This window comes from Psychromarinibacter halotolerans (genome assembly GCF_029168315.1).
GTDB classification, from domain to species: domain Bacteria; phylum Pseudomonadota; class Alphaproteobacteria; order Rhodobacterales; family Rhodobacteraceae; genus Psychromarinibacter; species Psychromarinibacter halotolerans.
This window is the reverse complement of record NZ_JARGYD010000006.1, coordinates 148785-172536: the sequence shown is the minus strand read 5'-3', so window position 1 is coordinate 172536 and position 23752 is coordinate 148785. Positions and strand designations below refer to the sequence as shown.

Here is a 23752-nt window from a genome sequence, read left to right as displayed (position 1 = left end):
GGCCTGAGACGTTTCACATCGCCCAAGCGCACAATCGCAAGGCACTTTGATACGGCTCTGGCCGGTTGTGCAGCGAAAACGAGCACAAGGCCGGGATTTTCCGGTGTGCAGCTGGTATGCCAAATTCTTTCAGCGCACCTTTTACAACAGACCCCCGTTTTAACGACACTATTCCGGATAAGTGAATGGCAACCGTATCGCATCTGCGCACCGTGGACGCCGCTCCCTCGGGCGCGCCGCAAACCTTGATCGAACTCGCCCACGCCGGGGTGACATTCCGCACCCGGACCGGCGAAGACCTGACGGCGGTCGAAGACTTTAACCTGCGCATTCAGGACGGTGAGATCGTGTCGCTTGTCGGCCCCTCCGGCTGCGGCAAGTCGACGGTGCTGCGGATGCTGGCCGGGCTTCAGGAGCCGAGCAACGGGGACATTTGGATCGGTGGCGGAAAGCGGCGGCGGGGGTTCTCGCAGGTCGCCATCGTGTTCCAACGCCCGACGCTACTGCCTTGGCTGTCGGTGCTGAAGAATGTGCTTTACCCCGTCCGCGCCCTGCGCCGAACGACCGCCGACGACCGTGCCCGCGCGCAGACACTGCTTGAGATGGTCGGGCTGGGCGACATGGGCGGCCGGATGCCCCACGAACTGTCGGGCGGCATGCAGCAGCGCGCGTCCATCGCGCGGTCGCTGATCCTCGATCCGAAAATCCTGCTGATGGACGAGCCCTTCGGCGCGCTCGACGCGCTGACCCGCGAGGACGTGGTCTACGTCCCCGCCGAGTAAGCCCCCCGCCCGCGGCGCGCGGCTTTCACGTTCGTGCGCGGCCGGCCCTGACGATACGGAGTTTCCATGCCGCTTATCACTGCCCGGTCCAACGGTGTCTTCACCATCTCGGCGACCCCATTTGCCGAGGATGGATCGCTAGACCTCGACAGCACCGACCGCCTGACCGACTTCTACGTGAAGGAGGACGCAAGCGGGCTGACGATCCTTGGCATGATGGGCGAAGCGTCCAAGCTGACCCAGCCCGAGGCTCGGACCTTCGTGGAACGGGTGATTGGCCGTGTGCCAGACCTGCCCGTCGTGGTCGGCGTGTCGGCCTCGGGCCTCGTTGCGATTTCGGAACTGACCAAGGCCGCGATGGACGCGGGCGCGGCTGGCGTCATGGTCGCACCGCCGCCGTCGCTGACCACCAACGAAACCATCGAGGCGTATTACACCAACGTCGTCGATGCCATCGGCACCGACGTCCCGCTGGTTCTGCAGGACTTCCCGCTGTCGACCACCGTCCCGATTTCGACCGCCACCCTTGGCCGCATCTTCGAAGCCCATCCGTCCATCGTGATGCTCAAGCACGAGGACTGGCCGGGGCTTGAGAAGATTTCGGCGCTGCGCAAGGCCGAGGCCGAAGGACGCCGTCGAACCGCCATTCTGTGCGGCAATGGCGGCATGTTTCTGCCCGAGGAAATGGCCCGTGGCGCCGACGGCGCGATGACCGGCTTCTGCTTCCCGCGTATGATGGCCGATGTTTGCAAGCTGATGACCGCGGGCGAGATCGAACACGCGCGCGACATCTTCGACGCCTACCTGCCGCTGGTACGGTACGAACAGCAGCCGGGCGTCGGACTGGCGGTGCGCAAGTACGTGTTCCACGCGCGCGGGGTGATCGCCTCGTCGAAGATCCGCGCGCCCGGTGCGCCGCTCGCCCCTGCCGCGGTGGCAGAGGTCGAAACGCTCATCAAACGGCAGGAAGCGCGGCTCGCGGACCTTTGCGGCTGACTGGGGATCAGGCCCGGCTGGAGTAGCCTTCAAGCTCTCGGTCGGGCATCCACAGGCAGGCCATCAGCGCCACCGCCATCATCAGGATCGCTGGCACCACCAGCGTCCACGCCGGCCAGCCCGCCCCGCCGTTGCCATCAAGCCCCCCATCAAGTCCCGAGGCCACGGCGGCAAGCCCGGCGGCAGACGCGCCGACCGTCGCGCCCATCGCCCGCATAAAGCCCATCACTCCCAGCGCCGCGCCCATGTTCTCGGGCCGCGCCGCGTTCTGCACCGCCAGCAGGAAGATCGGGTACATGATGCCGACACCGACCCCCAGCGAAAACGACCCGACCTCGACCATCGCAAAGCTTCCGCCAGCGCCGATGACGACCGCCAGCAGAAGACCTCCGACGACCGCGATGCTTGCCCCTGCCAGCATGATCGGACGATAGCGCGGGTCGCGCAGCAGCAGGCGCGGCGGAAGGTACGGGCCCAGCATCACCCCGCTGAGGAAGCCAAGGATCGCCACCCCCGCCTCGGTCGCCGTCATCCCGAAGGCGGAACGCCAGTACAGCGGCAGGTAGATCGCCAGCCCGATATTGGCGCCCTGCGCACAGAACAGCGCCACCGCGTTCAGAAGGATCGTCCGCTCGGTCAGTACGTGAACCGGCACCAGCGGGTCGGCGGCACGGGTCATGCGGTAACCGAAGCCGACCCAGAACACCGCCGCCACGGCCAGGAAGCCCAGCGCAACCACCGCATTCGCGGCCGAGCCCGTCGCGTTGTCCAGCGCGAGTATCGTCGCGAACGTCGCCAAAGACAGAAGCCCCGCGCCCAATACGTCGATCTTCCGCGTCCGCCGTGCCGCGCCGGTGCGGTCTGCCATCAGGATCATGACGGCGACCAACGCGCCCAACGGCAAGTTCAGCCAGAAAACCGCGCTCCAATGCAGGTTGTCGGCAAGGATGCCGCCCGCGACGGGCCCAAAGACCGAGGACACCGCATAGATGGTCGAGATCCCGGCGGCGAACAACGCCCGCTTGCGCATCGGCACAAGGTCGGCGACGACAACGAAGGGCAGCGCGATCAATCCCCCTGCCCCCGCGCCCTGCAACGCCCGCGCCGCGACCAGCAGCGCAAGGTCGCGGGCCAGTGCCGCTGCGACCGAGCCGATGACGAACAGCCCCACCGCGATCAGCAAAGCGCGGCGGCGTCCGTGGATGTCGGCAAACGCGCCAAGGATCGGCGCCGTCGCGGTTGCCGCCATCAGATAACTGGTGGCGACCCAGGGCAGCAGACGCCCGCCGCCCAGTTCGGCGGCGATGTCCCCCATCACCGGGCCGATGATCGTCTGTTCCAGCGCGGCAAGGAACAACGCCAGCAGCGCCGCGACAAGCATCAAGCGGCGGCGCTGGAGCATCTCCGTTGGAAGGTCGTCCGTCAAGGTGTCTGGTATCCGGTCAGGTTCTGCGGCCAAGGATATAGTCGATGATCGCATCGCGCACGTGGTCAAGATGCGCACCCATCAGGTCGCGCGACCGCTCGGGGTCATCTGCCGCGACGGCGCGGATCAGCGCAAGGTGCTCTTAGGCGCCGGGCTTGCGGCGATGCGAGATGCGCGCGGTGTTGAACAGGTGCGTACGACGGCGCAGATCGCGGATCGCGGCCACGATCATCGGATTGCCCGCCGCCTCTGCGATGGTGTTGTGAACGAGATCGTCGACGTCCCAGTGCTCCGAGGTGCTGACCTCGGCGGCGTCGCGCAGCGCGATGATCGCGACTTCGACCTTCAGCAACGCCTCGGGCGTGATGCGCCCGGTGGCGCGGCCCGAGACCTCGACCTCGAGGATGCGGCGCATGTCCAGAAGGCTGACGTAGTTTTCGACGCTGAGTTCGGCCACGACCAGCATGCGACCCTGCCGGCGCGACACAAGCTGTTCCGCCTCCAGCCGCCCCAGCGCCTCGCGGACTGGGGTGCGCGAGATGCCCAGGACCTCGGCCAGCCGCCGCTCTTGCAGAACCTGCCCCGGCTTCAGCTCACCCGACAGCATCCGGTCGAGGATGCGCCCATAGGCGAAGTCGGCAAGGCTGACGCCCGCCTCTTCCACCGGCCGTTCGCGGACTGCGCTTGCGTTCAGATCCTCCATTCTTCGTCCTTCCCTTCCCGGCCAGCGGCACCTGCCGCTCAAAAAAGCGGCAGGTGCCCGCAAGAACCAAATTCGTACTCGTACTGCGCCTTGACGGCTCGCGTACCATCGGTATGCCATTGGAGCACCTATTGGAAGATGTTTCGCGCATGACGCTGCGCGCCCACTTCCCCGCTTCCCACCCGCCGCCCGAACCCGCGGCCTTCCAACGACCGGAGCCTTCACATGGCCATCACGCCCTGGCGCGCAACCTGTATACAAGTCGACAGCAAACTCGCCTTCCCCGCCGAGACCAAAGAGGCCGCCTGGGCCGTCATCAACGGCAATATCGATGTCGCTCTCGCCGCCATCGAGGCTGCCTGCGACAGCGACGCGCCGCCAAAACTGGTGGTTCTGCCCGAGTTCGTCTTTCAGGGCCCGCAACGCAGCCTGCCCGCAAGCGTCTGGATCGAACGCGCTTGCACCACGATCCCCGGCGCCATCACCGATCGTCTGGCCGAGGTTGCGATCAAGCGCGGCATCTATATTGCCGGCAACCATTTCGAGGTCGATCCGAAGTGGCCCGACCGCTATTTCAACTCCTCTTTCCTGCTGGACCCGAAAGGCGAGGTCATCCTGCGCTATCGTCGGATCAACACCGGCAGCTGGACGTCGCCGCACGACATCCTTGACGAATACCGCGCGGCCTATGGCGAAGACGGCATCTTCCCGGTGGTCGACACCGAACTCGGCCGTCTGGCGATCTTTCCCTGTGGCGAAGTCTCGGTGCCCGAGATCACCCGCTCGTTCATGCTGCGTGGCGCCGAGGTCATCCTGCACCCCGACAACGCGCCGGTCAGCACGCTGGCGGACTGCGCGAAACGCTGCCGCGCGGCGGAGAACATGGTCTACCTGATCTCGTGCAATCTTTCGGGCACCGCGGGCTTTTCAGACACGCTGACCGGCGGGCACTCGATGATCGTCGATTATCGCGGCGACCTGATCGCCTTCGAGGAAAGCGACAAGGCGTCGAACGCCTGTTCCGCGATGATCGACGTCGAGGCGCTTCAGGCGGCGCGGCATGACACCGGGATGGCGAACGGCCTGATGCGGTCGCGGTTCGAAATGTACCGCGACTATTACGGCAGCGCCGATTTCTACCCAGCGAACAGTCTGGCCGAGGCCTCTGTCGAGACCAACGACGATTTCGCGGCGGTACATCAGAAAGCGCTGGCCAACATGTCGGCCGCCGGCGTCCTGCGCGACTGACCGCGCTGATAAAACCCATCTCGCGGGCGCGCGCCACGGCGCCGCGCCCGCGACACCGGCCAATCGGTCGGCCCCTGCCCCCCCCCTTACACTCTGAACGAAACAGCCGGGCGGTGTGAATGCTGCACGGCAGCACCGGACGCGTCGAGATCCGCGAGTGTCGCTGGACCGACCGCCAGCATCACCGCAAGATCGGCTGATCGTTCGGTTCCTGCGGCAGTGAAGCTCAGCCGCCCTCCGCGCAGCCCCGATTCCTTTCCCGCTGCGAGCGATTTTGAACATTGGCCGCCTCGCAGCGCGGAAATTTAAGGCAAATCGCGCATCGCTCCCGTCGCTTCACGCACCGGCCCCGGTTTCCTTTGTGACGTGTTTATTGCTGGCATACCATGTGAATGCCAACTCAAGACCGATGAGAAACCGCCTACATCCGGGCGCCAAACGAGAGGCCAGCCAAATGAAACACTTTCTGCTACGCACACTTTCCGGCGTCGCTCTTGCCGGAGGGCTGGGCCTGACGCCCGCCTTCGCCCAAGACCTAACGGATGTCAGCCTGCGCCTTGCATGGGTGACCGGCGGGGTCGACGCCCCGTTCTTCGTCGCCAAGGAAAGCGGCTACTTCGCCGAGGAAGGTCTCGACGTCGAGATCGTCGACGGCAACGGCTCTACCGGCACGATCCAAGCCGTCGGCAACGGCGACTTCGACATCGGCATCGCCGGTCTCGGCGCGCTGGCTCAGGCCCAGAAAGCGGCCGGTGCGGACACCATCATCGCGGTCGCGGGCCTGATCCAGAAAGACCCGACCTCGATCATCTCGCTGGAAGGCTCGGGCATCGCATCGCCGAAGGATATCGAGGGCAAGCGCCTTGGCACCGACGCGGGCAATTTCGAGGACGGTATGATCAAGGCCTTCGCCGAAGCGAACGGCATCGACCTGGAGAAGGTGGAAGTGATCATCATCAACGGCGGTAACGACCGGGTCGCGCTGCTGAAAGGCGACGTCGATTTCATCAACGGCTGGGCCAACCCGGACGGCGACAAGGTGGCCGCGATGCACCCGATTGAACCGCCGCTGCTGTTCGCCGACTACGGCGTGAACATCCTTGGCTCGTCGGTCATCGTGCGGAAGGACTTCCTTGCCGAGAACCCCGATGTGGTCTCGGGCTTCCTTGAAGCGATCATCAAGGCGAAAGCCGATGTCGAAGCCGACCCGGAAGCCGCCCGTGACGCGATCATGGCGAACCGACCGGATGCGGACCCCGAAGCGATCCTCGAGCAGATCGTCGTTATGGAAAAGTACGAGCACACCGCCGCGACCGAAGACATGCCCTATGGCACCGTCGCGCTGGAAGACATCGAGCTGACCATCGACCTGCTAGAGAAATACTCGGGCATGGAGCCGGGTCTGACCCCGGGCGACATCTACACCGACGCCTATCTCCCCACGGCGATGAACTGACCGGTTCATCTCCGGACGCGAACCGTGGGGTGGCACGCCTACCCCACGGCCCTTTGTGCAAGCAACGACAGAGGCCGCCTTGGATCTCGGACTGAAAGACCGCCACGCGCTTGTTCTCGGCGCCACCGGGGGGCTTGGCAAAGCCACCGCCCTCGCCCTTCTGGCCGAAGGCGCCGGTGTTACCCTCGCCGGTCGCGACGAAGCAAAGCTTGCCGCGCTGCTGGGCGAATTGCCCGCCGATGAGGCGGATCGGGCCAATATCGTGGTGGCCGACCTTGGCGACACGACAGCGCCTGCGACATTGGCGGCGGCAGCGCGCGAACCTACGGGGCATGTCGATATCCTCGTCAACAATTCCGGCGGTCCACCGCCCGGCCTGCCCACCTCGGTCGATCCAATGGTGATGCAAGAGCACTATGCGAAGATGGTCACCCCGCTGGTGACGCTGACACTGGACCTGCTGGAACCCATGCGCGCGAAGGGCTGGGGTCGCATTCTCACCATCGCCTCGTCCGGTGTCGTCCAGCCGATCCCGCATCTGCCGGTGTCGAACGCGTTCCGGTCGTCGCTGGTGGGTTTCATGAAAAGCCTTGCAGGTGAAGTGGCGGGGGATGGCGTGACGGTGAACATCCTCGCGCCCGGCCGCATTCTGACCGACCGCGTGATCTCGATCGACACCGGCGCGGCGGCGAAAACCGGCAAACCGCTTGCGGACGTGCAGGCGGCATCCGCCGCGACGATCCCGGCGGGGCGCTACGGCAGCCCGGAAGAATTCGGCGGGGTCGCGGCCTTTCTGGCTTCGGGGCCTGCCTCTTACGTCACCGGCAGCACGATCCGCATCGACGGAGGAATGATCCGCGCGGTCTGACCGCGCTCGCACACGAATGGCGCCCGCCCGCCGGACGCCACCCCTGACACCAAGGAGCGGTCCCATGGGCCCGGACAACCAGCAATGAACGCACCCCTATCGCCAGACAGTCTGTCCACTCCCGCCACCGAGACCCTGACATCCACGGGCCCCGCGCACGTCTCGATCAAGGGCGTCACCAAGGTGTTCAACGGTCGCAAGGGCCGGGTACAGGCGCTTGAGCCCGTCGACCTCGACATCCGCCGGGGCGAATTCGTATCGATCCTCGGTCCGTCCGGGTGCGGCAAGTCCACCCTGATGATGCTGCTGTCGGGTCTGCTTCCGGCCAGTTCCGGTCAGATCACCGTAGACGACAAAGAGATCAACGGCCCCAACCCCGACGCGGGCATCGTGTTCCAGAAGGATGTGCTTCTGGACTGGCGGTCGGCGCTGGAGAACGTGATGATCCAGGCCGAGATCCGCAAGACGGACAAGGCCGAGGCGGAAGCACGCGCGATGGACCTGCTGTCGATGGTGTCGCTGGACGACTTCCACGACGCCTATCCCAGCGAGCTGTCAGGCGGCATGCGCCAGCGGGTCTCGATCTGCCGGGCCCTGCTGCACAAGCCGCCACTGATGCTTATGGACGAGCCCTTCGGCGCGCTGGACGCGATGACGCGGGACCAGTTGCAGCTGGATCTGCTGAAGCTGTGCCGCGACGACGACATGACGGTCTTCTTCATCACCCACTCGATCCCCGAGGCGATCTTCCTCAGCGACCGCGTGGTCGTGATGACGCCCCGCCCGGGCCGGGTCGAGCGTATCGTGAACATCGATCTGCCCCGACCCCGCCGCCTCGCCATGCGCGAGGATCCCAAGTTCATCCAATACGTCCACGAGCTGACCGGCATCTTCAAAAGCCTCGGCGTCTTCCGGGAGGAATAAATGGCTATGGCATCCGCAACCGAACCGCAGCAGGACGGCGCACGCGCCCTTGCGCCCGTCCTGAAAGTGCTGAATGGCGTGCCGCTGGCCGTCTGGACGCTGATCGGGCTTCTTCTGTTCTGGGAAGCCTATGTGCGGCTGGCGAACGTACCGGCCTTCATCCTGCCCGCCCCCTCGGCCATCGCACAGGAGTTCCGGGCCTACGGGCACCGGCTGTTCCCGAACGCACTGGTGACGATGTTCGAGGTCGTCTTCGGCTTTACCTGCGCCGTGTTGATCGGTGTGCCGCTGGCGGTGGCCATCGTCTATTCCAAGTTCATCCAGAAGGGCGTTTATCCGCTGATCGTCGCCAGCCAGACGATCCCCAAGGTCGCCATCGCGCCGCTGCTTCTGACTTGGTTCGGCTATGGCATGACGCCGAAGATCGTCATCGTGATCCTGCTGTCGTTCTTCCCCATCGTCATCAACTCGGTGATGGGCCTGCGGTCTGCGTCGGACGAGATGATCCATCTTGCCCGCTCGATGGGCGCGAGCGCTTGGCAGACGTTCTGGAAGTTCCGCCTGCCCCACGCGCTGCCCTCGATCTTCGCGGGGCTGAAGCTGGCCACGGCGCTGTCGGTGATCGGCGCAATCGTCGCCGAGTTCATTGGGGCGGACAAGGGTCTGGGCTATCTGATCCTGATTGCCGGATCCAATTTCGATGTCGCCCGCCAGTTCGCTGCGATCATCTGCATCGCGCTGATCGGGATGTGCTTTTTCTTCACCCTCGAGATGGTGGAACGCTTCGCGATCCCGTGGCGCAACAAGTCGGACGTCTCGAGCGAGGCGTAAGCCTTTCTGTAGAACGTGAGGCCAACGCATCAGGCCGGGCGACGACCGCCCGGCCTTTTTTGTGCGGCGCGAATGAGCTGGTCGGGAACGGGGCAAGTCCCCAAACCGAGGCTCGCAATCCTTGCGGCCTAGCGTCCCGTCTTGGCAGATCATTGCAATCCAGCCTTCGTCCTTCGGCGCAGCGATGCTTGGGCAAATGCCTGAATTTCTTTTACACAAGGGCGACGCTTTCCTAGTGTTCTTGGCATCCAGCCAAGGAGACACGCATGAAATCCCTCCGGAGCCTGCCTGCAATCGTCTCGCTGATCGTCGCTATGCCTGCCGTGGGCCACGCGCAGGACAGCTCTGCGCCACCTGTTTTCAACGACTTCCTGAATGTCTCGGTGGACGCGAACATCTCTCATCTGGAAACCACGGTCGGGGCGGTAGCGGTCAGGTGCGAGGTGGTTTCGTTTTTCAGTTCCAACGGCAGTTCTGGCGACCACGAGGTGGTAGGCGAGGCGATGGTTGTCCTGCACGGCGGGATGTTCGACGTGGGCGGGCGCCCGATCGAAGAGGCCATGTTCGAGAAAATCCCCTATACCGAATTTCGGCGTCTCGACCGCGTTTTCGGAAACGGCGGCACACGGCAGATTGACGAAACCGTCGAATTGACGCTTGGCCCAGTTCACTCGCCCTCGCGGATCGAGGAATGGAGCACGGGCGCCTGCCATCTGGAGCTGTTCCACGAATCCGAGACCTCGGGCATATCCGAGGCAGAAATGATCGAAATGGTCTCGGATGAGTTCTACGGCAGTTTGCCTGAAGAATGCATGGCCTCCACGCCCACGCGGTTGTTCAACTGCATTCGGCCCGGCACCAGCCCCGAGACTGCCGTGTTCACTTTCGAACGTGACTTCTAGCGCGCCGATATCGAGCCTTGCCAGCCTGAGGCAGGCACGCGCCGGGTTTTGCGTTCTGCTCGCGTCGCTGGTCGGGTCCGTGGGCATATCGCATGCGGACGAGAACACGCGGGTCCGCGCAACACTCGGTTTTTCCGGCTGGGGCAACGACCGAGGCACGTACATCCGCGGGGCGGTCGCGTTTGAAGGCTGGGGGGCCGAAACGGTGGTACGGCCGGCCCCCCTTGCCTTCACGGGGTTCGGAGGTCCGGACCCCGCCATCGACGGTGATTTGTCTTTCTCGGGCTGGGCCAAGACCCAAGAGCCCCCCAAGCCAAAGCTGACGTTTTCGGGCTGGGCCAAGGATGCGCCGACACTCGAGACCCCGCTCGCTTTCGCTGGATGGGGCGCAGATACGGCGCGCGTGCAGGGTCCGCTATCCTTCTCGGGATTCGGCGACCCTTCGGACGCGCCAGCCATGGCGCTTGCCTTTGCTGGTTGGGCCATGGGTCAAACGGAACTCTCGGGTTCCGTCAGCTTCGCAGGCTGCATCCGGGATCAGACAATCGCCCCCCATCCCCCGCTGCCCCCCGAGGTCGTGCGGGCGCATTTCGCCAGCACCGACACGGGGCCCAATCTGGATCTAGAGGGCAACTGGCGCATCACTTGGGAGGACGCGCCGATATCCTCTGCCTTCGCAACGCTGAGCAAGGGCGGCAACTGGTCCTGCGTCCCCGGCGGCGACGGCTGTTGGTACGCGTTCACCAGAGACCCGAGCGCACCATGGCTGATCGACATGTATATCCCCGAACTCACGCTGTTCGAAAGCGAAGCCACCGTCGGGCCAGGCCGCCGGTTCAGCGCGCAATACTACTACCAAGTGCTTGGCCATTGGGGCGGCACCTCGAAGGGCGTCGCCTCGGACGACACCATCGTCGGTCAATGGAACTATGGCGACGAAGGCGGACGCGAGGTTTGGACGCGCGTGCCCAGCACCATCACCGCGGCTGCCGGCAGCGACGAGCGCGTGATCCCACTTGGCCAAGCGGTTTCGGTCATCACCGACTACGTCGACCCAACCCACACGATGCGCGGAAACCGACCGGACGCGACGCTGCGCGTGCTGGGCGATCAGCTTTGGGGTGTTCAGCGGTACTGGATTCCTGCCGATAGCGATATCGAGATCGACCGGGTCTGGTACATGTGCGCGGACTGGGCCGAAACGGGTGAAGTCTACGACGGCCACGAAGGCTGCTTTCCCAGCGGCGGCGCGGTCGGGCTGCGATTTGACCTCAACATCTGGCCCGACGCCAAGCCGGGATGGCATTTCCTTTACGTTAACGACGTCGCGATCGCGTTCGAACTGGACATTCAGGGATATCCCGAGTGCGGCACCTAAGGGCCTTGGTTTGCTTGGAAAGAGCAGAGCGCATCACCAACCGAAAGCCCCGCCCAGTCCGATGACGTCGACCCATCGAACTGGGGCGGGGTGTCTCGGAACCTTAGGGTTTCAAGGGGCGAGCGTGTGGAACCCGGCCCAAGGTTCAGAGATCGAGGACGAGGCGTCCGGACTTGCTTCCAGAGCAGCAGATCAGCATGACCTTGTTCGAGGCGCGCTCGCGATCGCTAAGGATGTTGTCCTTGTGGTCCGGCTCGCCTTCGACAACCCGCGTCTCGCAGGTGCCGCACACACCGGAGCGGCAGGAATAAGCGACGCGGATGCCGTTCTCTGTCAGGACTTCCATGATCGTGCGCCCGGCCGGGACCTCGAACTCCTGCCCCCGGCGCTTGAGCACCACGGTGAAGCTTTCGGTCGAGGCTTCGAACTCGTTCTTGAAGTGCTCGACGTGGACCGCATCGGGGTCCCTGCCCTTGGACGCGTCGGTGAAAGCCGCGATCATCGGCTCGGGGCCGCAGCAGTAGAGATGCGCGTCGGGCGCGGCGTCTGTCACGCGCGGGGCGATGTCCATGACGGTGCCGGTCAACGCATCGTCATGCAGATGCAGCCCCCCGTTCGAGCCGGCGGCCAGCGCGCGAAGCTCTGGCAGGTAGGCTGCCAGCGCCTCGGCCCGGAAGGCATAGTGCAACTCCCACGGGACACCGCGCGCGGCGCAGGCGCGGATCATCGATAGGATCGGCGTGATGCCGATGCCTCCCGCGAAGAAGACAAAGCGCGGGGCGTCGGTCAGCGGGAAGGTGTTCAGCGGAGCCGAGACCTGCAACGTCGCACCGACGCGAAGGTCCTCGACAAGGAAGGCCGATCCGCCACGGCTGGCGGGATCGCGGTTGACCGCCACAAGAAAGCGGTCGTCGTCGCCGGGCGCATTGACCAGCGAGTAGCTGTTCGACAGGTCCCCCGGCAGCCCGAGGTCGATATGGGCTCCGGCCTCGACCCCATCGAGGCGGCCACTGTCCGGGCGGCGAAGTTCGATCTCTCGTATCGTCTCGGCGAGATAGCGGATCGCGGTGACGCGCAACGTCAGTGGGCCGGTGTCCTGTGCCGGCGCTGTCGCGCCGGCACGGATGGTTTCCTGCATGGTCATGCCTTACTCGGCCGCCGAGAGGTTCGGCTTGTAGCCCTTGGCTTCGGCCATCTTCTCTTCGTAGCCGTCCAGCCAGTCGGTGCCCTTCGGCACGATTATGTCGCCGCCACGGGCGTTCTGGGCGTATTCCGGGTGATCCACGAAGTCGGGCAGCTTCTTGCTGTCGCGCCAGTCCAGCGCGGCGTCCAGCATCACGCGACGGGTCAGAATGACCATTCGGTCCGACGCGGCGAGGTGTTCCATCGTGCGGTCGACCACGTGGCCCATGCTTTCCTGGATCGCCTGATCCTGCAGCGGAACGCCGACGATGCCGGTGTAGCTGTCGCCGTTACGCTGCCACTCGCGGTCGATGTCATAGTCGTTGCTGGCATCCTTGACCGGACGCCAGCGGCCCTTCCAGTCGGTCGTGGTGGGCAGATATTCCAGCGGGCGCTCTAGACCGCCGACCGGGGTGCCGTCGGCGTATTTCAGCTTTTTCTTGCCGCCGCCCTCGGCCCGCGACAGGTCGATATTGAAGATCATCGTCGAGTCGTCGTCGATGGGCACCCACGCGTTGACGGTCTTGCTGGCCGCAAGCCCGCCGCCACCCGGATACGTGACCCAGAACGGGTACAGATAGCAGGCATAACGCTGGTGCTCGTGGCCCTCCATCGCGTCACGCTGCGCCGAGTACATGGTGCCGAAGTTGGTCGTGGTCACGTTGATCTTGGGCGACTTCTCGGTGACCGTGAACACCTCGGGATCGGACAGGTCGAGCTTTTCGCCGTCGATGCCGCCCACGTGCAGGAAGCCAAGGTGCGAGGTGTCGATGTCGCCTTCCAGCGCCTGCATGTAGTTACAGTCGCGATGGGTCAGCGCGATGTTGCGGTCGTCGCCCTCGCCCATGATCGCGTCGATCTCAGGCAGCGGGGGCGGGTTGTCCTGACGCTCGCCGAAGTAGGCGAAGACGATGCCACCGGATTCGCAGGTCTTGTAGGCATAGGCCGGGGTCCCCGCCGGGTACTTGTTCTTATCCTCAAGGTTCGGCTGATCGAGACATTTGCCGGTCACGTCGAACTTCCAGCCGTGATAGGCGCAGCGGATGCCGCCCTTCTCGTTCCGGCCGAAGAACAGCGACGCGCAGCGGTGCGGGCAGCGGTGATCCATGACACCTACGCGGCCCTCGGTGTCGCGGAAGCCAATCAGCTTTTCGCCGAGGATCATCAGGCGCACCGGGTCGCCGTCGGCGACAAGCTCGGACGACAGGCAGACCGGGGTCCAGAACTGGCGGAAGAACTCTCCCATCAGGGTTCCTTTGCCGACGGCGCAGAGGTCGACGTTCTCTTCAGCTGTGATCATCTTGGTTCTCCTAGAGTTCGACGGTCGAGGCCGGATCCTCGGTTCCGGCGGAAAGGGGCACGAGCACACCGGCCCGTTCGAGATTGGCCCGCGCCTGCGCGATGGCGGCGTGGGTTTCGCTTGCGTGTTTCATCGGGGCGTCGCGGAAGCGGTCGGGCGGGTAGAAATGCGCGTCGGCGTAAAACGGGACGTACATCTCGTAGCGGGCCCGCAGGTGCGGGTTGGACAGGCCGGTATCGTTGCGGCGGTCGGCCCGCAGCCGCTCGATGTCGATGATGGCCGAGACCGAGGTTCCCTCGGCATCCGCTTCCTCGAAGGCCAGTGTCTCTCCCCAGTGGTCGAGGATATGGGACCGGCCGCCGGTGAAGGTGCCATCCGGCGAGAAGCCGATGGGCCCGGCGACATTGGCCGAAACCATGTAGGTCATGTTCTCGGCGCAGCGGGCCAGCTTCGCCGCCTCTTGGGCCGCGGAATACCGCGAGTTCGTGGGGTGCAGGATCACCTCGGCCCCGTTGAACATCATGCAGCGCGCGACCTCTGGCACAGTAATTTCGCCGCAGGCGATGACGCCGATCTTGCCCAGCGGCGTGTCCGCGACGGGAAAGACCTGATCCTTCGGCGTCGCCTTCATGTAGTCGGTCATGAAGTCGTGCACCGACGGGAAGGCCGCCACGTTCACGCGGCGATAGCGATAGATGATGTCGCCGTCGGGACCGATGATGATGCAGGTGTTGAAGTAGCGGCCCGGCCATTCCTCGGGCGCTTCGAACACGTTGCCGGCGATGTAGATGCCTTCTCGCTTTGCCAGCGCCTGAAGCGGTTCGGTCAGCGGGCCCGGCACGGTCGAACAGGCTCGCCGTATCCAATCCTCGACCGCCATGCCCAGCGGTGGCCCCTGCATGCCGAACTCTGGGAAAACGACGAGGTCGGGGCGGTCAGGCCCGGCAAGCGCGGCTTCGATCAGGCCGATCATCCGCGCCTGATTGCGGGCGATCACCGCCCAGCCGCCCGCATCGTCGGCAGCCTGGCAGGCCCGTTCGCTTTGCATCTGGATGCAGGTCGCGCGCCACGACGGTATCGTCATCGGGTCTCCTTCCGGCGTTTTGCCGTCTATCAGGTGCCAGCTGCGCACCGCTGGTATACCATTAGTCTGCCGCCCTCGGAACCTGAAATCAAGCACCGCCCCATGCCGGCTTCTCCGGAAAGCCGGAATGCGGTGCGTTGCCTAAAAAAACCGCAGTTCAACGCGCCTGCCGTCAATCGCGGAGCAGAAGGAATCCCGCGACGGGATACCAAGGGCATTCCGGCGGTTCCAAAATAGGCAAAGGGTTGCTAGAACGTCCGGCACGCGGAGAGGCTAAGGACGACAGGCAGATGGAAACCAATGCGGCGCTGGACGTAAATGCGCTTCACGACAAACCGACTCGGACCAACGAGGTTTACGAGCAGATCATCGACATCCTGATCCGTGGCGAGCTGCGCCCGGGCGATGTCATCGTCGAACGCCGCATGGCCGAACGCCTGAATGCTTCGCGCACACCGGTCCGCGAGGCGCTCGGCCGGCTCGAAGCCGAACGGATGGTGCTGCGCCAGCCCGGTCGCGGCGTGACCGTCGCGCCCTTCTCAACCGAAGCCTTCGTCGAAGTATTGAACATCCGCCAGCTTCTTGAATCCGAGGCCGCCCGCCTTGCCGCCGGGCAGATCCCGGCCGAAACGATTTCAGAGATCCGCGACGCGATGAAAGCGCTGTCGGAAAAGCCTGAACAGACCCCCGCCAAGGTCTGGGAAACCGACAACCTGCTGCACGGCGCGATTGCCGAAGCGTCGGGCAACGAACTGATGGCCGCGATGATCCGCGACTTGCGGCGCCGGACCCATGTGTTCAACGCTTTCCGCAACCCGAACAAGCACGTTTACCAGTACGAAGAGAACGCCAAGTTGCTGGACGCGATCGAAACCGGCGACGGCGAAACCGCGCGCGCGGCAATGACGCAGCACATCGAGACGGTGAAGGTCGCAATCGTCAGCCGTCTGGCAGGGTTGACGCGCTGACACTGGCGGCCGCCCTGCACGCCAGACCCTTGGTCGGTATCACCTGTCTCAGGCCGTCCGACGGGCATAGGTGCCCGGCGTTTCCGCGCTGACGATGGCGCCGTCCCAAACCCGCACGCCATTCACGTAGGTGGCCGAAGGGATCGCCGCGAAGGTCATTCCGTCATACGCGCTCCAGGCCGAGCCTTCGGGGGTGCGCGCGGACTCGTAAACGATCTCGCCCGGTGTCAGCACGGCGATGTCGGCATCGCAGCCCGGTTCCAGCCGACCCTTGGCTTCAAGCCCGAAGAAGTCCGCCGGCCCCTCGGCCAGCATCGCGGCAGTCAGCGCGGCGGCCGCCTCGACCGATCCGGTGCGGCGCAACGCCTCGGTGTAGAAGCCCGGCAGCAGCGTTTCGAGCCCCGGCATCCCCGCCGCCACCTCGAAGATGTTTTCGGACGACTTCCGCTCGAGCCCCCAAGCCGAGTGGTCCGAGGATACGAAGGCCGCGCCGCCGTCCTCGATCACCTGCCACAGCGCGTCGCGGACGCCCGACCGGATCGGCGGGTTCACTTTCAGCTTCGCGCCAAGCGTCGGCATGTGCTCTTCCGCGTCGAACAGCAGGTAATGCAGGCACATTTCGGCGCTCGCCTTCTCGCCCCTTGCGGCATGTTCCGCGACAAGGTCGAAACCCTCGGGGATCGAAATGTGGACGATATGCGCGTGGCCGCCCAGCGATGCGCCGAGTTCAAGGAAGGTCGCCGTCGCCGACATCTCGGCCACTGGCGGGCGCGAAGGTGAGTGATCGAGCGGCGTCGTGCGCCCCTCGGCACGGAACTTCGCCTCGGTCGCGCGGACGACCTCTTGATCCTCGTTATGCAATCCGACGGGAAGGCCGGCGTTGTCGAGCGCCTCGAACAGGGTCAACACCGCGCCGGACCCGATCCGGGGGAAGCGGTGCGGATGCGCCTCGAAAGAAGAGATCTTGAAGGCCGCCACGCCCGCTTCGACCAGCCCGCTGATGTCCGCCGGGTCAGGGTCAGTCGGGATCGTGGCGTACAGCGCGACGTTGGTATGGGCCAATTCCTCGATCGCGGCGACCTTCTGGTTTAGCAGGTCCACGGTCGTGATCGGATCGGGATGGTCATACGGCATGTCGACGATGGTCGTGACCCCGCCGATGGCCGCCGCCCGGGTGGTCGGAGCGATGCCTGCAAAGCCCCACTGGCTGCCCGCATGCGTCTGACCGTCTATGGCGCCGGGCAGGATCAGCGCGTCACCGTGGTCGGTGGTTTCGGCGGCGTCGGGTGCCTCGCCTTCGCCAAGCGACACGATACGGCCACCGGCAATGCCCAGCCAGCCTTTCGTGACGCTGCCACCGGGCAGCACCAGCCGCCCCCTCAAGACGAGATCGAGCATCCCTTTCCTCCTTGGTTTCCATCCGGCACATGCCGCGGTGCGCCTGCATCCCCGCCCAAGGGGCTTGCGTTGCTGCGGCAAACGTGGAATCCCTTTGGCATACCAAATGTGTGCATAGCTTATGCCGCCCCGTCAACCCGTCCCGGACCACTTCCAGCGAGACCTCATGATCTACGATCTCACAACACTTGCGCTGCTGCCGAACACCCTTGGCGCGGTCATGCCGCTGCTGCCCGAAACCTATGACGGTTTTTCCAGCACCGGCCGCGTCCTTGGTGCGTTTTCCTGCGACTTCGGCGTGCTGAACCGGTTCCACTTCCTGACCGCTTACGAAAGCACCGAGGCGCTGGCCGCCGAGCGCGCGCGGCTGATGCAGACCGACAACCCCTATGGCATCGGCGACTACCTCGGCGGCGTGAACAGCACGGCCTACAAGCCGTTCTCGTTCTGCGCGGATATCGAGCCGGGCGCCTACGGTCCGTTCTACGAATTCCGGACCTACAGCATGTCACCCGGCGGCGTGCCGCAGACCGAAGAAGCGTGGGGCAAGATCATCGAGCGCCGCAACGAGATGTCGAAGCTGCTGATGGTGATGGCCTCGATCGAGGAAGGCCCGCAGAAGATGGTGCATATCTGGCCCTACAAAGCGTTGGAGGACCGCGTCGCGGCACGCGCGCAAGCGGGCAAGGAAGGCATCTGGCCGCCCCCCGGCGGGTCGGACTATCTGACCGGCCTGCAGTCGGAACTGTTTCTCGCCACCGGGTTCTCGGATCTGAAATGACGCGCGGCGACCTTGCCGTTCTGGCGCGGGCGGGGGTCACCCTGCCGCCCGCCCAGCCTCCGGTCGGGACCTTCGTCGCGGCGTCCGAGACCGACGGGCTGCTCTATGTCTCGGGACAGGCGCCCCTGGACCCCCAAGGCGTCCCCCTGCGGGGCCGGGTCGGGGAAGACGTGGATGCCGCCGAGGCCCGCGCCCGCGCACGGCGCACCGGGCTTGCCCTGCTGGCCGCCATTGCAAGCGAGCCGGGGCGGCTGTCTCGCGTCACCCGCGTCGTCCGCCTGCTGGGCATGGTCAACACGGCGCCCGACTTCACGGCAATCCACGAGGTTCTGGACGGCTGTTCAGAGCTTTTCGATAGCATGTTTCCAGACGGCCATGCGCGCACCGACGTGGGCTTGCCAGCACTGCCGAACAACATCACGGTCGAGATCGAGGCAGTTTTCGCCCTCGCTCCCCAGACACCGAAGCCGCAATGATCCGCGACGGTGCTTTCAGACACACGCGAGCCAGCCTCCGGTAGGCCGGTGACAGTGCCCCTTATCCAGCGCAAAGACCGCGTCACTCGGCAAGAGCGGCAGTTCCGTTTGAAATGGCTTCGCGTCGAGAGACTGCGTTCGTGGTTGAAGTGTTTTGAGACAGAAACGCGGACGTCTGCGAACTTCGCATCCGCCGAAAGCGCAGCATGTCCCGCTCTCGTCGTTGGAATGGCAGGTGGGAATTTTCCGCGCGATTGTTCAGCCAGCGGCCGGTTTCCTGACTATCAGCCGAACCGATTTCTTTCAGCGCAGCGCCATAGGACCTGAGCCGGTCGGTCACGAGGACTTTTGCCCGACCATGCTTTTTCATTGTATTCTTGAGAAATTTCAACGCCGCCCTCTTATCACGGGTCTTCGTGACGAGGCTCTCAAGAACCTCCCCCTTCGTGATTGACGGTCCGCCAGAGGTAATGCCGCTCGCCGTTGATCTTCACGAAAATCTCGTCGAGGTGCCACCGCCAGCGACTGGATTGCATTCCCTCGATCCGGCGTTTCCGGATCTCGGAGGCAAACATCGGCCCGAACCTGTGCCACCAATACCGTACCGTCTCATGGCTGACATCGACGCCGCGCTCGTGCAGTAGGTCCTCGACGTTCCGGAGCGACAATTGGAAGCGGACTTACAGCATCACGGCCAGGCGAATGATTTCGGGGCTCGTCTTGAACCACTTGAAGGGGCTGGGTTTGGTCATTTCTGGAGGCTAGCCAGCACCCTACCCAGCCCCAAGCCAAGTTCTTCTGACAGTACCCCATCACGGCATGAAAGACTTCGATCTGGCGCAGATTCATCGGCTATTCCCCGCAAACGCGAGTTCCGGACGATTCAGCTCTCAAGATGCAGTGGACGGGCCGGTCTGTCCGGCCCGTCAAAGCTTTCGCGCGTCGGGCGCTCGGCCCGACCGGATCAGAATGCTTCGCGACCGATCGCAACGATCTCGCGATACAGTTCTTCGCCCCAAGTCTCGATGCCCAGCTCTTCACGGACCGCCTCTGTCGCTTCACGGAACAGGGCCTTGTCGGGATAGGTGATCAGAACGCCTGCTGCTTCCAACTGGGCGATCAGCTCCTTCTGCTGGGCTTCCAGCAGCTCGTTCACCTTGGCTTCCGACGCCCGCTGCGCCTCAATGAACCATCCTTTCTCTTCTTCGGACAAGCTCTGCCAGAACATCTCGGAAATCTTCACCCAGGCCGGCTTTTCGATGTAATCGACCATCGCAACGCTTTCCTGAACCTCGAAGAACTTCATCGCCCAGATCGTCTCGATCGGGTTTTCCTGCCCGTCGACCACGCCCGTCTGCAGGCCGGAGTAGACTTCGGCAAAGGCCATCGGCGTTGGCTTGGCACCGAAGGCGAGGAACGATTTGACGTAGTAGTCACGCTCGGGCACACGGATTTTCAACCCCTCGAGATCGGCCATCGAGTTGATCGGGACGTTCGCGCTGATCTGGCGCGGGCTGCGCGGCAAAATGCCGATCAGGCGCACGCCGGTCGTGTCGATCAGTTCCTCGTTCCACTGCTTGCCGATGTCGCTGTTAAGGACGGCAAGGTAATTCTCGATCCCGTTCATCAGATAGGGCAATGCCAGGTTCTCAATCTCGACAAGGCCCGGGTCGCCGCTCGCCTCGATCTGGGTGGTGTTCAGCGCCAGCTGTTCGAGCATTTCCTTCGGTGTGCCCAGCTGGTTGCCCGGATAGATCGTCACCTCGAAGGCACCGTCAGACAGCTCTTCCAGCACTTCCTTGAACGTCAGCGCGGCGATATACTGCGCCTCACCTTCCTTGGCCCAAAGGCTGTAGCGAACGGCCTCCGAAATGGCGGGCGTCGCCGCCATCATAAAGGCCAGCACCGCCGGCACCACACGTTTCAAACTATACATCCCTGTTTCTCCTTACCTTTTTTGCTTTCTGGGTTCGGTCGTCGTTTTCGAGTCAGCCGCCGGCTTCGCCGAAAACCATGTTGGGGATCCAAAGGCTGATCTGCGGAAAGAACATCAAAAGCAGGATCGCCAGGAACAGAGGCACGTAGAACGGCAGCATTGCGCGCACCAGCTTCGGGAACGGCACGTCCGCGATGTCCTGAGCGATGTACAGCAGAACGCCGACCGGCGGGGTTCCACCGCCCACGATCAGTACGAACACGATCAGAACGCCGAAATGCACGGGGTCGATCCCGAACTGCACCGCGACCGGGACAAGGATCGGCGCCAAGACGATCTCGGCGCTGGAAGCCACCAGCACCAGCCCGGCAGCCAGCAGCAACAGCACCATCAACGCAAGGACAAGCGTTGGGTTCTCAGTGATCGTGGATATCTGTGTGCCCAGGATCTGGGGCACCTGCTCGCGCACCATGATCCAGCTGAAGGTCGCCGCGACAGAGATGATGGCCAGAATCCGCGCGCTGCCAAGTGCCACCGAGGTCAGCGCCTGCCAGAGCCGCAAAAACGGGACGTTGCGGTACACGATCAGGCCCACGACCAGCGCGTAGAGAACCGCCGCCCCCGCAGCCTCTGTCGGTGTGAACACGCCCGACATGATGCCGACGACGATGATGACTGGCATTAGGATTGCGGCGCTGCCACGCACGCTTTCGCGCATCACGGTCCGCAGCGGAGCCCGCGGATAGCGCGGCAGACCATAGTAGCGGGCGTAGAAGTAGGTGTAGATCATCAGGATCGCACCAATGGTCAGCCCCGGCAGGATGCCCGCAAGCAGCAGGCGACCGATCGAGATATCGGCGACGGCACCCACGATCACCATGCCGACGCTGGGCGGAATGATCGGGCCGACCATGGCCGAGGCGACCGTGACGGCGGCGCTGAACGGGGCGGGATAGCCCTCTTCCTTCATCGACGGCACGAGCACGGAGCCAAGCGCTGCCGTATCCGCCGTGGCTGATCCGGACATCCCGGCAAAGATCAGGCTTGCCAAGATGTTGACTTGCGCCAGCCCGCCATGGATGTGCCCGACCAGGGCACGCGACATGGCGACAATCCGGTCTGTCAGCTTGCAGGCGTTCAGCAACTCGCCCGCCAGATAAAACAGCGGTACGGCCAGCAGCACAAAGGAATCCACCGCCGCGGTCATGCGCTGGGTCATCAAGGCAAGGCTGACATCAGTCGCCCAAAGGTAGACCATCGAGGTCACGCCCATCGCGAAGAAAAGCGGCAGACCCAAGATCATCAGAACCACCAGCAGGACAAGCACACCGACGACGATCATTGGTCCACCTCTACACGAGTTTGGCGATTGCGGCACAAGCGCCACCACCGCAGCCCGAGATACGCGATCATCAGCACCGCGCCGACGGGGGCCGCGCTGCGGTAGTAGCTTACCGGTAAGCTCAGTGCCCCGCGGTTCTGGCGATGCGCCATCTCGACGATGGGAATGGCCGTCCATGCAAGGATCGCAAGGAAGACGATGATGACCGCTCCGTTCACCCCGTACAGCGCACGACCAAGCCAGCCTTTAAGGTAGGTCGGCAGTTGGCTGACCCTCAGATGACTGCCATCCCAGCAACAGACGATTGCACCGACGAAGGTCATCCACAGCACGGCCAGTCGCGCCAACTCCTCGCTCCATACAAGAGGACTGCCAAGCACGAAGCGGAACACGACCTGCAGCACTGTCAACGTGACAATTGCAACCAACAGCAAAGCCGCAGCGATCCGGAACGGCAACGCCAGGTCACGCCCCTTCGGCACGTCAGACGCCTCGGTAGCGTCCGGAGCGGTATCGGGCCCTTGGCCGCTCATCCGTTGCCACAGCGCCGGGCCACGATTTCGGCCATCAGCCCTGCTCCCAGCGGGATGATTTCGTCGTCGAAGCTGTAGGACGGGTTGTGCAGCGCGCCCGTACTGTCCTGTCCGACGAATGCATACGCGCCCGGGACAACCTTCAACATGTCGGCGAAATCCTCACTGCCCAGTGTCGGCTCCATTTCGGTGTTCACATTACCCTCGCCGACAAGATCAGCGGCGACACCGGCAACAACCGTGGCCTGATCGGCGTGGTTGTCCAGAACGCTGAACGTGTCGCGCAGGTCTATAGAAGCGGTGCAGTCGAATGCCGCGGCGAGCTTTTCGGAAATCGTGCGAAGTCGCTCTTGGGCCTGGGCACGGATGGCCTCGTTCAGCGTGCGGATCGTTCCGGAAATGACGGCCTGGTCCGGCACAACGTTGTACGCGGACCCGGCACGCAGTTGGGTAACAGACAGGACGGCAGAGTCGACGGGGCTGACATTGCGGCTGACGATCGTCTGCAACGCCTGCACCAGCGCCGCGCCGGCGACAATCGGATCGGTCCCCATATGGGGCATCCCCGCATGCATGCCCTGCCCCGTCAGAGTGATGTCGAAGAAATCGGCCGCCGCCATGGTCGCACCGGTGCGCAGCGCAACCTGCCCCTTGGGGCGGTGCGGCGCGTTGTGGATGGCATAGATCTCGTCACAGGGATGCTTGTCGAAAAGCCCGTCGGCGATCATCGCCCTTGCGCCGCCCAGCCCTTCCTCGGCGGGCTGAAAAATTACGTTGACCGTGCCGTGAAACCCGCGCGTTTCTGCCAGGTAGCGGGCAGCGCCCAGCAGCATCGTCGTATGACCATCGTGACCACAGCCGTGAAACCGCCCAGGATTGACCGATCTAAACGGAAGGTCGGTCTCTTCGTCCATCGGCAAGGCATCCATATCCGCACGCAGACCGATGGACCGGCCGCCACCGTTGGATAGAACTCCGACCACTCCGGTTCCGCCGATCCCCTCGTGCACATCGTACCCCCAACCGCGCAGGAGATCGGCAACGATTCCGGCTGTCCGGGTTTCCTCGAACCCGATCTCTGGATGGCGGTGCAGATCGTGGCGAACACGAACCAAATGGTCCATGTAGGTTGCGATTTTTTCCATCGCGCTCATGAAGTTACTGCCTTTCGCTTTTCTGGTCCCGGCGAGCGATGAACAACTGTGCACCGCCCGCGCGGGAAAATTCTTCACGGTCCC

Annotated in this window: 22 protein-coding genes and 1 pseudogene; 12 read left to right on the top strand and 11 right to left on the bottom strand. The window is 64.1% G+C overall.

Features of this window, described 5'->3' with window-relative positions; genetic code table 11:
* The first annotated feature begins 185 nt into the window (after positions 1-185).
* A complete protein-coding gene (locus P1K30_RS16080; protein ID WP_275633780.1) occupies positions 186-782 on the top strand; it encodes an ABC transporter ATP-binding protein in 597 nt (198 codons plus the stop codon).
* A gap of 66 nt (positions 783-848) precedes the next feature.
* The gene (locus tag P1K30_RS16075; RefSeq protein ID WP_275633779.1) at positions 849-1778 is read left to right on the top strand and encodes a dihydrodipicolinate synthase family protein; all 930 of its coding nucleotides are present in this window, start codon (positions 849-851) and stop codon (positions 1776-1778) included.
* 7 nt (positions 1779-1785) lie between these two features.
* On the opposite strand, the gene P1K30_RS16070 is transcribed toward P1K30_RS16075, so the two are convergent.
* Positions 1786-3180, bottom strand: a complete 1395-nt coding sequence (locus tag P1K30_RS16070; protein WP_275633778.1) for an MFS transporter — start codon at positions 3178-3180, stop codon at positions 1786-1788.
* A gap of 166 nt (positions 3181-3346) precedes the next feature.
* Positions 3347-3907, bottom strand: a complete 561-nt coding sequence (locus P1K30_RS16065; RefSeq protein WP_275633777.1) for a GntR family transcriptional regulator — start codon at positions 3905-3907, stop codon at positions 3347-3349.
* Positions 3908-4132: 225 nt separating this feature from the next.
* On the opposite strand from P1K30_RS16065, the gene P1K30_RS16060 reads away from it, so the two are divergent.
* From P1K30_RS16060 to P1K30_RS16030, 7 genes are all read left to right on the top strand, one after another.
* Positions 4133-5155, top strand: coding sequence for a nitrilase-related carbon-nitrogen hydrolase (locus tag P1K30_RS16060; RefSeq protein WP_275633776.1), 1023 nt, complete (start codon positions 4133-4135; stop codon positions 5153-5155).
* A 454-nt stretch (positions 5156-5609) separates the two neighbouring features.
* A complete protein-coding gene (locus tag P1K30_RS16055) occupies positions 5610-6611 on the top strand; it encodes an ABC transporter substrate-binding protein (protein WP_275633775.1) in 1002 nt (333 codons plus the stop codon).
* A 79-nt stretch (positions 6612-6690) separates the two neighbouring features.
* Positions 6691-7479, top strand: a complete 789-nt coding sequence (locus P1K30_RS16050; protein WP_275633774.1) for an SDR family oxidoreductase — start codon at positions 6691-6693, stop codon at positions 7477-7479.
* A gap of 84 nt (positions 7480-7563) precedes the next feature.
* Entirely contained in the window at positions 7564-8403 is an 840-nt protein-coding gene (locus tag P1K30_RS16045) for an ABC transporter ATP-binding protein (protein ID WP_275633773.1), read from the top strand.
* Positions 8404-9234, top strand: a complete 831-nt coding sequence (locus tag P1K30_RS16040) for an ABC transporter permease (protein ID WP_275633772.1) — start codon at positions 8404-8406, stop codon at positions 9232-9234. It abuts the gene before it with no gap.
* Positions 9235-9500: 266 nt separating this feature from the next.
* Positions 9501-10136, top strand: coding sequence for a hypothetical protein (locus P1K30_RS16035; RefSeq protein WP_275633771.1), 636 nt, complete (start codon positions 9501-9503; stop codon positions 10134-10136).
* A 484-nt stretch (positions 10137-10620) separates the two neighbouring features.
* A complete protein-coding gene (locus tag P1K30_RS16030; protein ID WP_275633770.1) occupies positions 10621-11514 on the top strand; it encodes a hypothetical protein in 894 nt (297 codons plus the stop codon).
* Between the two features lie 145 nt (positions 11515-11659).
* On the opposite strand, the gene P1K30_RS16025 is transcribed toward P1K30_RS16030, so the two are convergent.
* Genes P1K30_RS16025 through P1K30_RS16015 form a run of 3 tightly spaced genes read right to left on the bottom strand, consistent with a single transcriptional unit; the run spans position 11660 to position 15080 of the window.
* Positions 11660-12652 (bottom strand): PDR/VanB family oxidoreductase, encoded by a 993-nt coding sequence (locus tag P1K30_RS16025; protein WP_275633769.1) that lies wholly within the window; start codon positions 12650-12652, stop codon positions 11660-11662.
* A 9-nt stretch (positions 12653-12661) separates the two neighbouring features.
* Entirely contained in the window at positions 12662-13996 is a 1335-nt protein-coding gene (locus P1K30_RS16020) for a Rieske 2Fe-2S domain-containing protein (RefSeq protein WP_275633768.1), read from the bottom strand.
* 10 nt (positions 13997-14006) lie between these two features.
* On the bottom strand, positions 14007-15080 hold the full coding sequence (locus tag P1K30_RS16015) for a nitrilase-related carbon-nitrogen hydrolase (protein ID WP_275633767.1): 1074 nt from the start codon (positions 15078-15080) through the stop codon (positions 14007-14009).
* A gap of 290 nt (positions 15081-15370) precedes the next feature.
* Between P1K30_RS16015 and P1K30_RS16010 the strand changes: the two genes are divergently transcribed.
* Complete coding sequence (locus tag P1K30_RS16010; RefSeq protein WP_275633766.1) at positions 15371-16048, top strand: GntR family transcriptional regulator; 678 nt, start codon at positions 15371-15373, stop codon at positions 16046-16048.
* 48 nt (positions 16049-16096) lie between these two features.
* On the opposite strand, the gene P1K30_RS16005 is transcribed toward P1K30_RS16010, so the two are convergent.
* Positions 16097-17446 carry a dihydroorotase gene (locus tag P1K30_RS16005; protein WP_275633765.1) on the bottom strand — a complete coding sequence of 450 codons (1350 nt, stop codon included), beginning with the start codon at positions 17444-17446 and terminating at the stop codon, positions 16097-16099.
* 166 nt (positions 17447-17612) lie between these two features.
* On the opposite strand from P1K30_RS16005, the gene P1K30_RS16000 reads away from it, so the two are divergent.
* Both P1K30_RS16000 and P1K30_RS15995 read left to right on the top strand, forming a co-directional pair.
* Positions 17613-18227 carry an NIPSNAP family protein gene (locus P1K30_RS16000; protein WP_275633764.1) on the top strand — a complete coding sequence of 205 codons (615 nt, stop codon included), beginning with the start codon at positions 17613-17615 and terminating at the stop codon, positions 18225-18227.
* Positions 18224-18703, top strand: a complete 480-nt coding sequence (locus tag P1K30_RS15995) for a RidA family protein (protein WP_275633763.1) — start codon at positions 18224-18226, stop codon at positions 18701-18703. The genes P1K30_RS16000 and P1K30_RS15995 overlap by 4 nt, the downstream gene beginning before the upstream one ends.
* A gap of 101 nt (positions 18704-18804) precedes the next feature.
* Here the strand turns inward: P1K30_RS15995 and P1K30_RS15990 are convergent.
* From P1K30_RS15990 to P1K30_RS15970, 5 genes and pseudogenes are all read right to left on the bottom strand, one after another.
* Positions 18805-19455: pseudogene (locus P1K30_RS15990) on the bottom strand (IS6 family transposase); the annotation flags it as partial.
* Between the two features lie 212 nt (positions 19456-19667).
* Positions 19668-20639 (bottom strand): TRAP transporter substrate-binding protein, encoded by a 972-nt coding sequence (locus tag P1K30_RS15985; RefSeq protein WP_275633762.1) that lies wholly within the window; start codon positions 20637-20639, stop codon positions 19668-19670.
* 52 nt (positions 20640-20691) lie between these two features.
* Positions 20692-21981, bottom strand: coding sequence for a TRAP transporter large permease (locus P1K30_RS15980; RefSeq protein ID WP_275633761.1), 1290 nt, complete (start codon positions 21979-21981; stop codon positions 20692-20694).
* A complete protein-coding gene (locus tag P1K30_RS15975) occupies positions 21978-22514 on the bottom strand; it encodes a TRAP transporter small permease (protein WP_275633760.1) in 537 nt (178 codons plus the stop codon). The genes P1K30_RS15980 and P1K30_RS15975 overlap by 4 nt, the downstream gene beginning before the upstream one ends.
* On the bottom strand, positions 22511-23746 hold the full coding sequence (locus P1K30_RS15970) for a M20 aminoacylase family protein (protein WP_338052374.1): 1236 nt from the start codon (positions 23744-23746) through the stop codon (positions 22511-22513). Before P1K30_RS15970 ends, P1K30_RS15975 begins: the two co-directional genes overlap by 4 nt.
* Between the last annotated feature and the right edge of the window lie 6 nt (positions 23747-23752).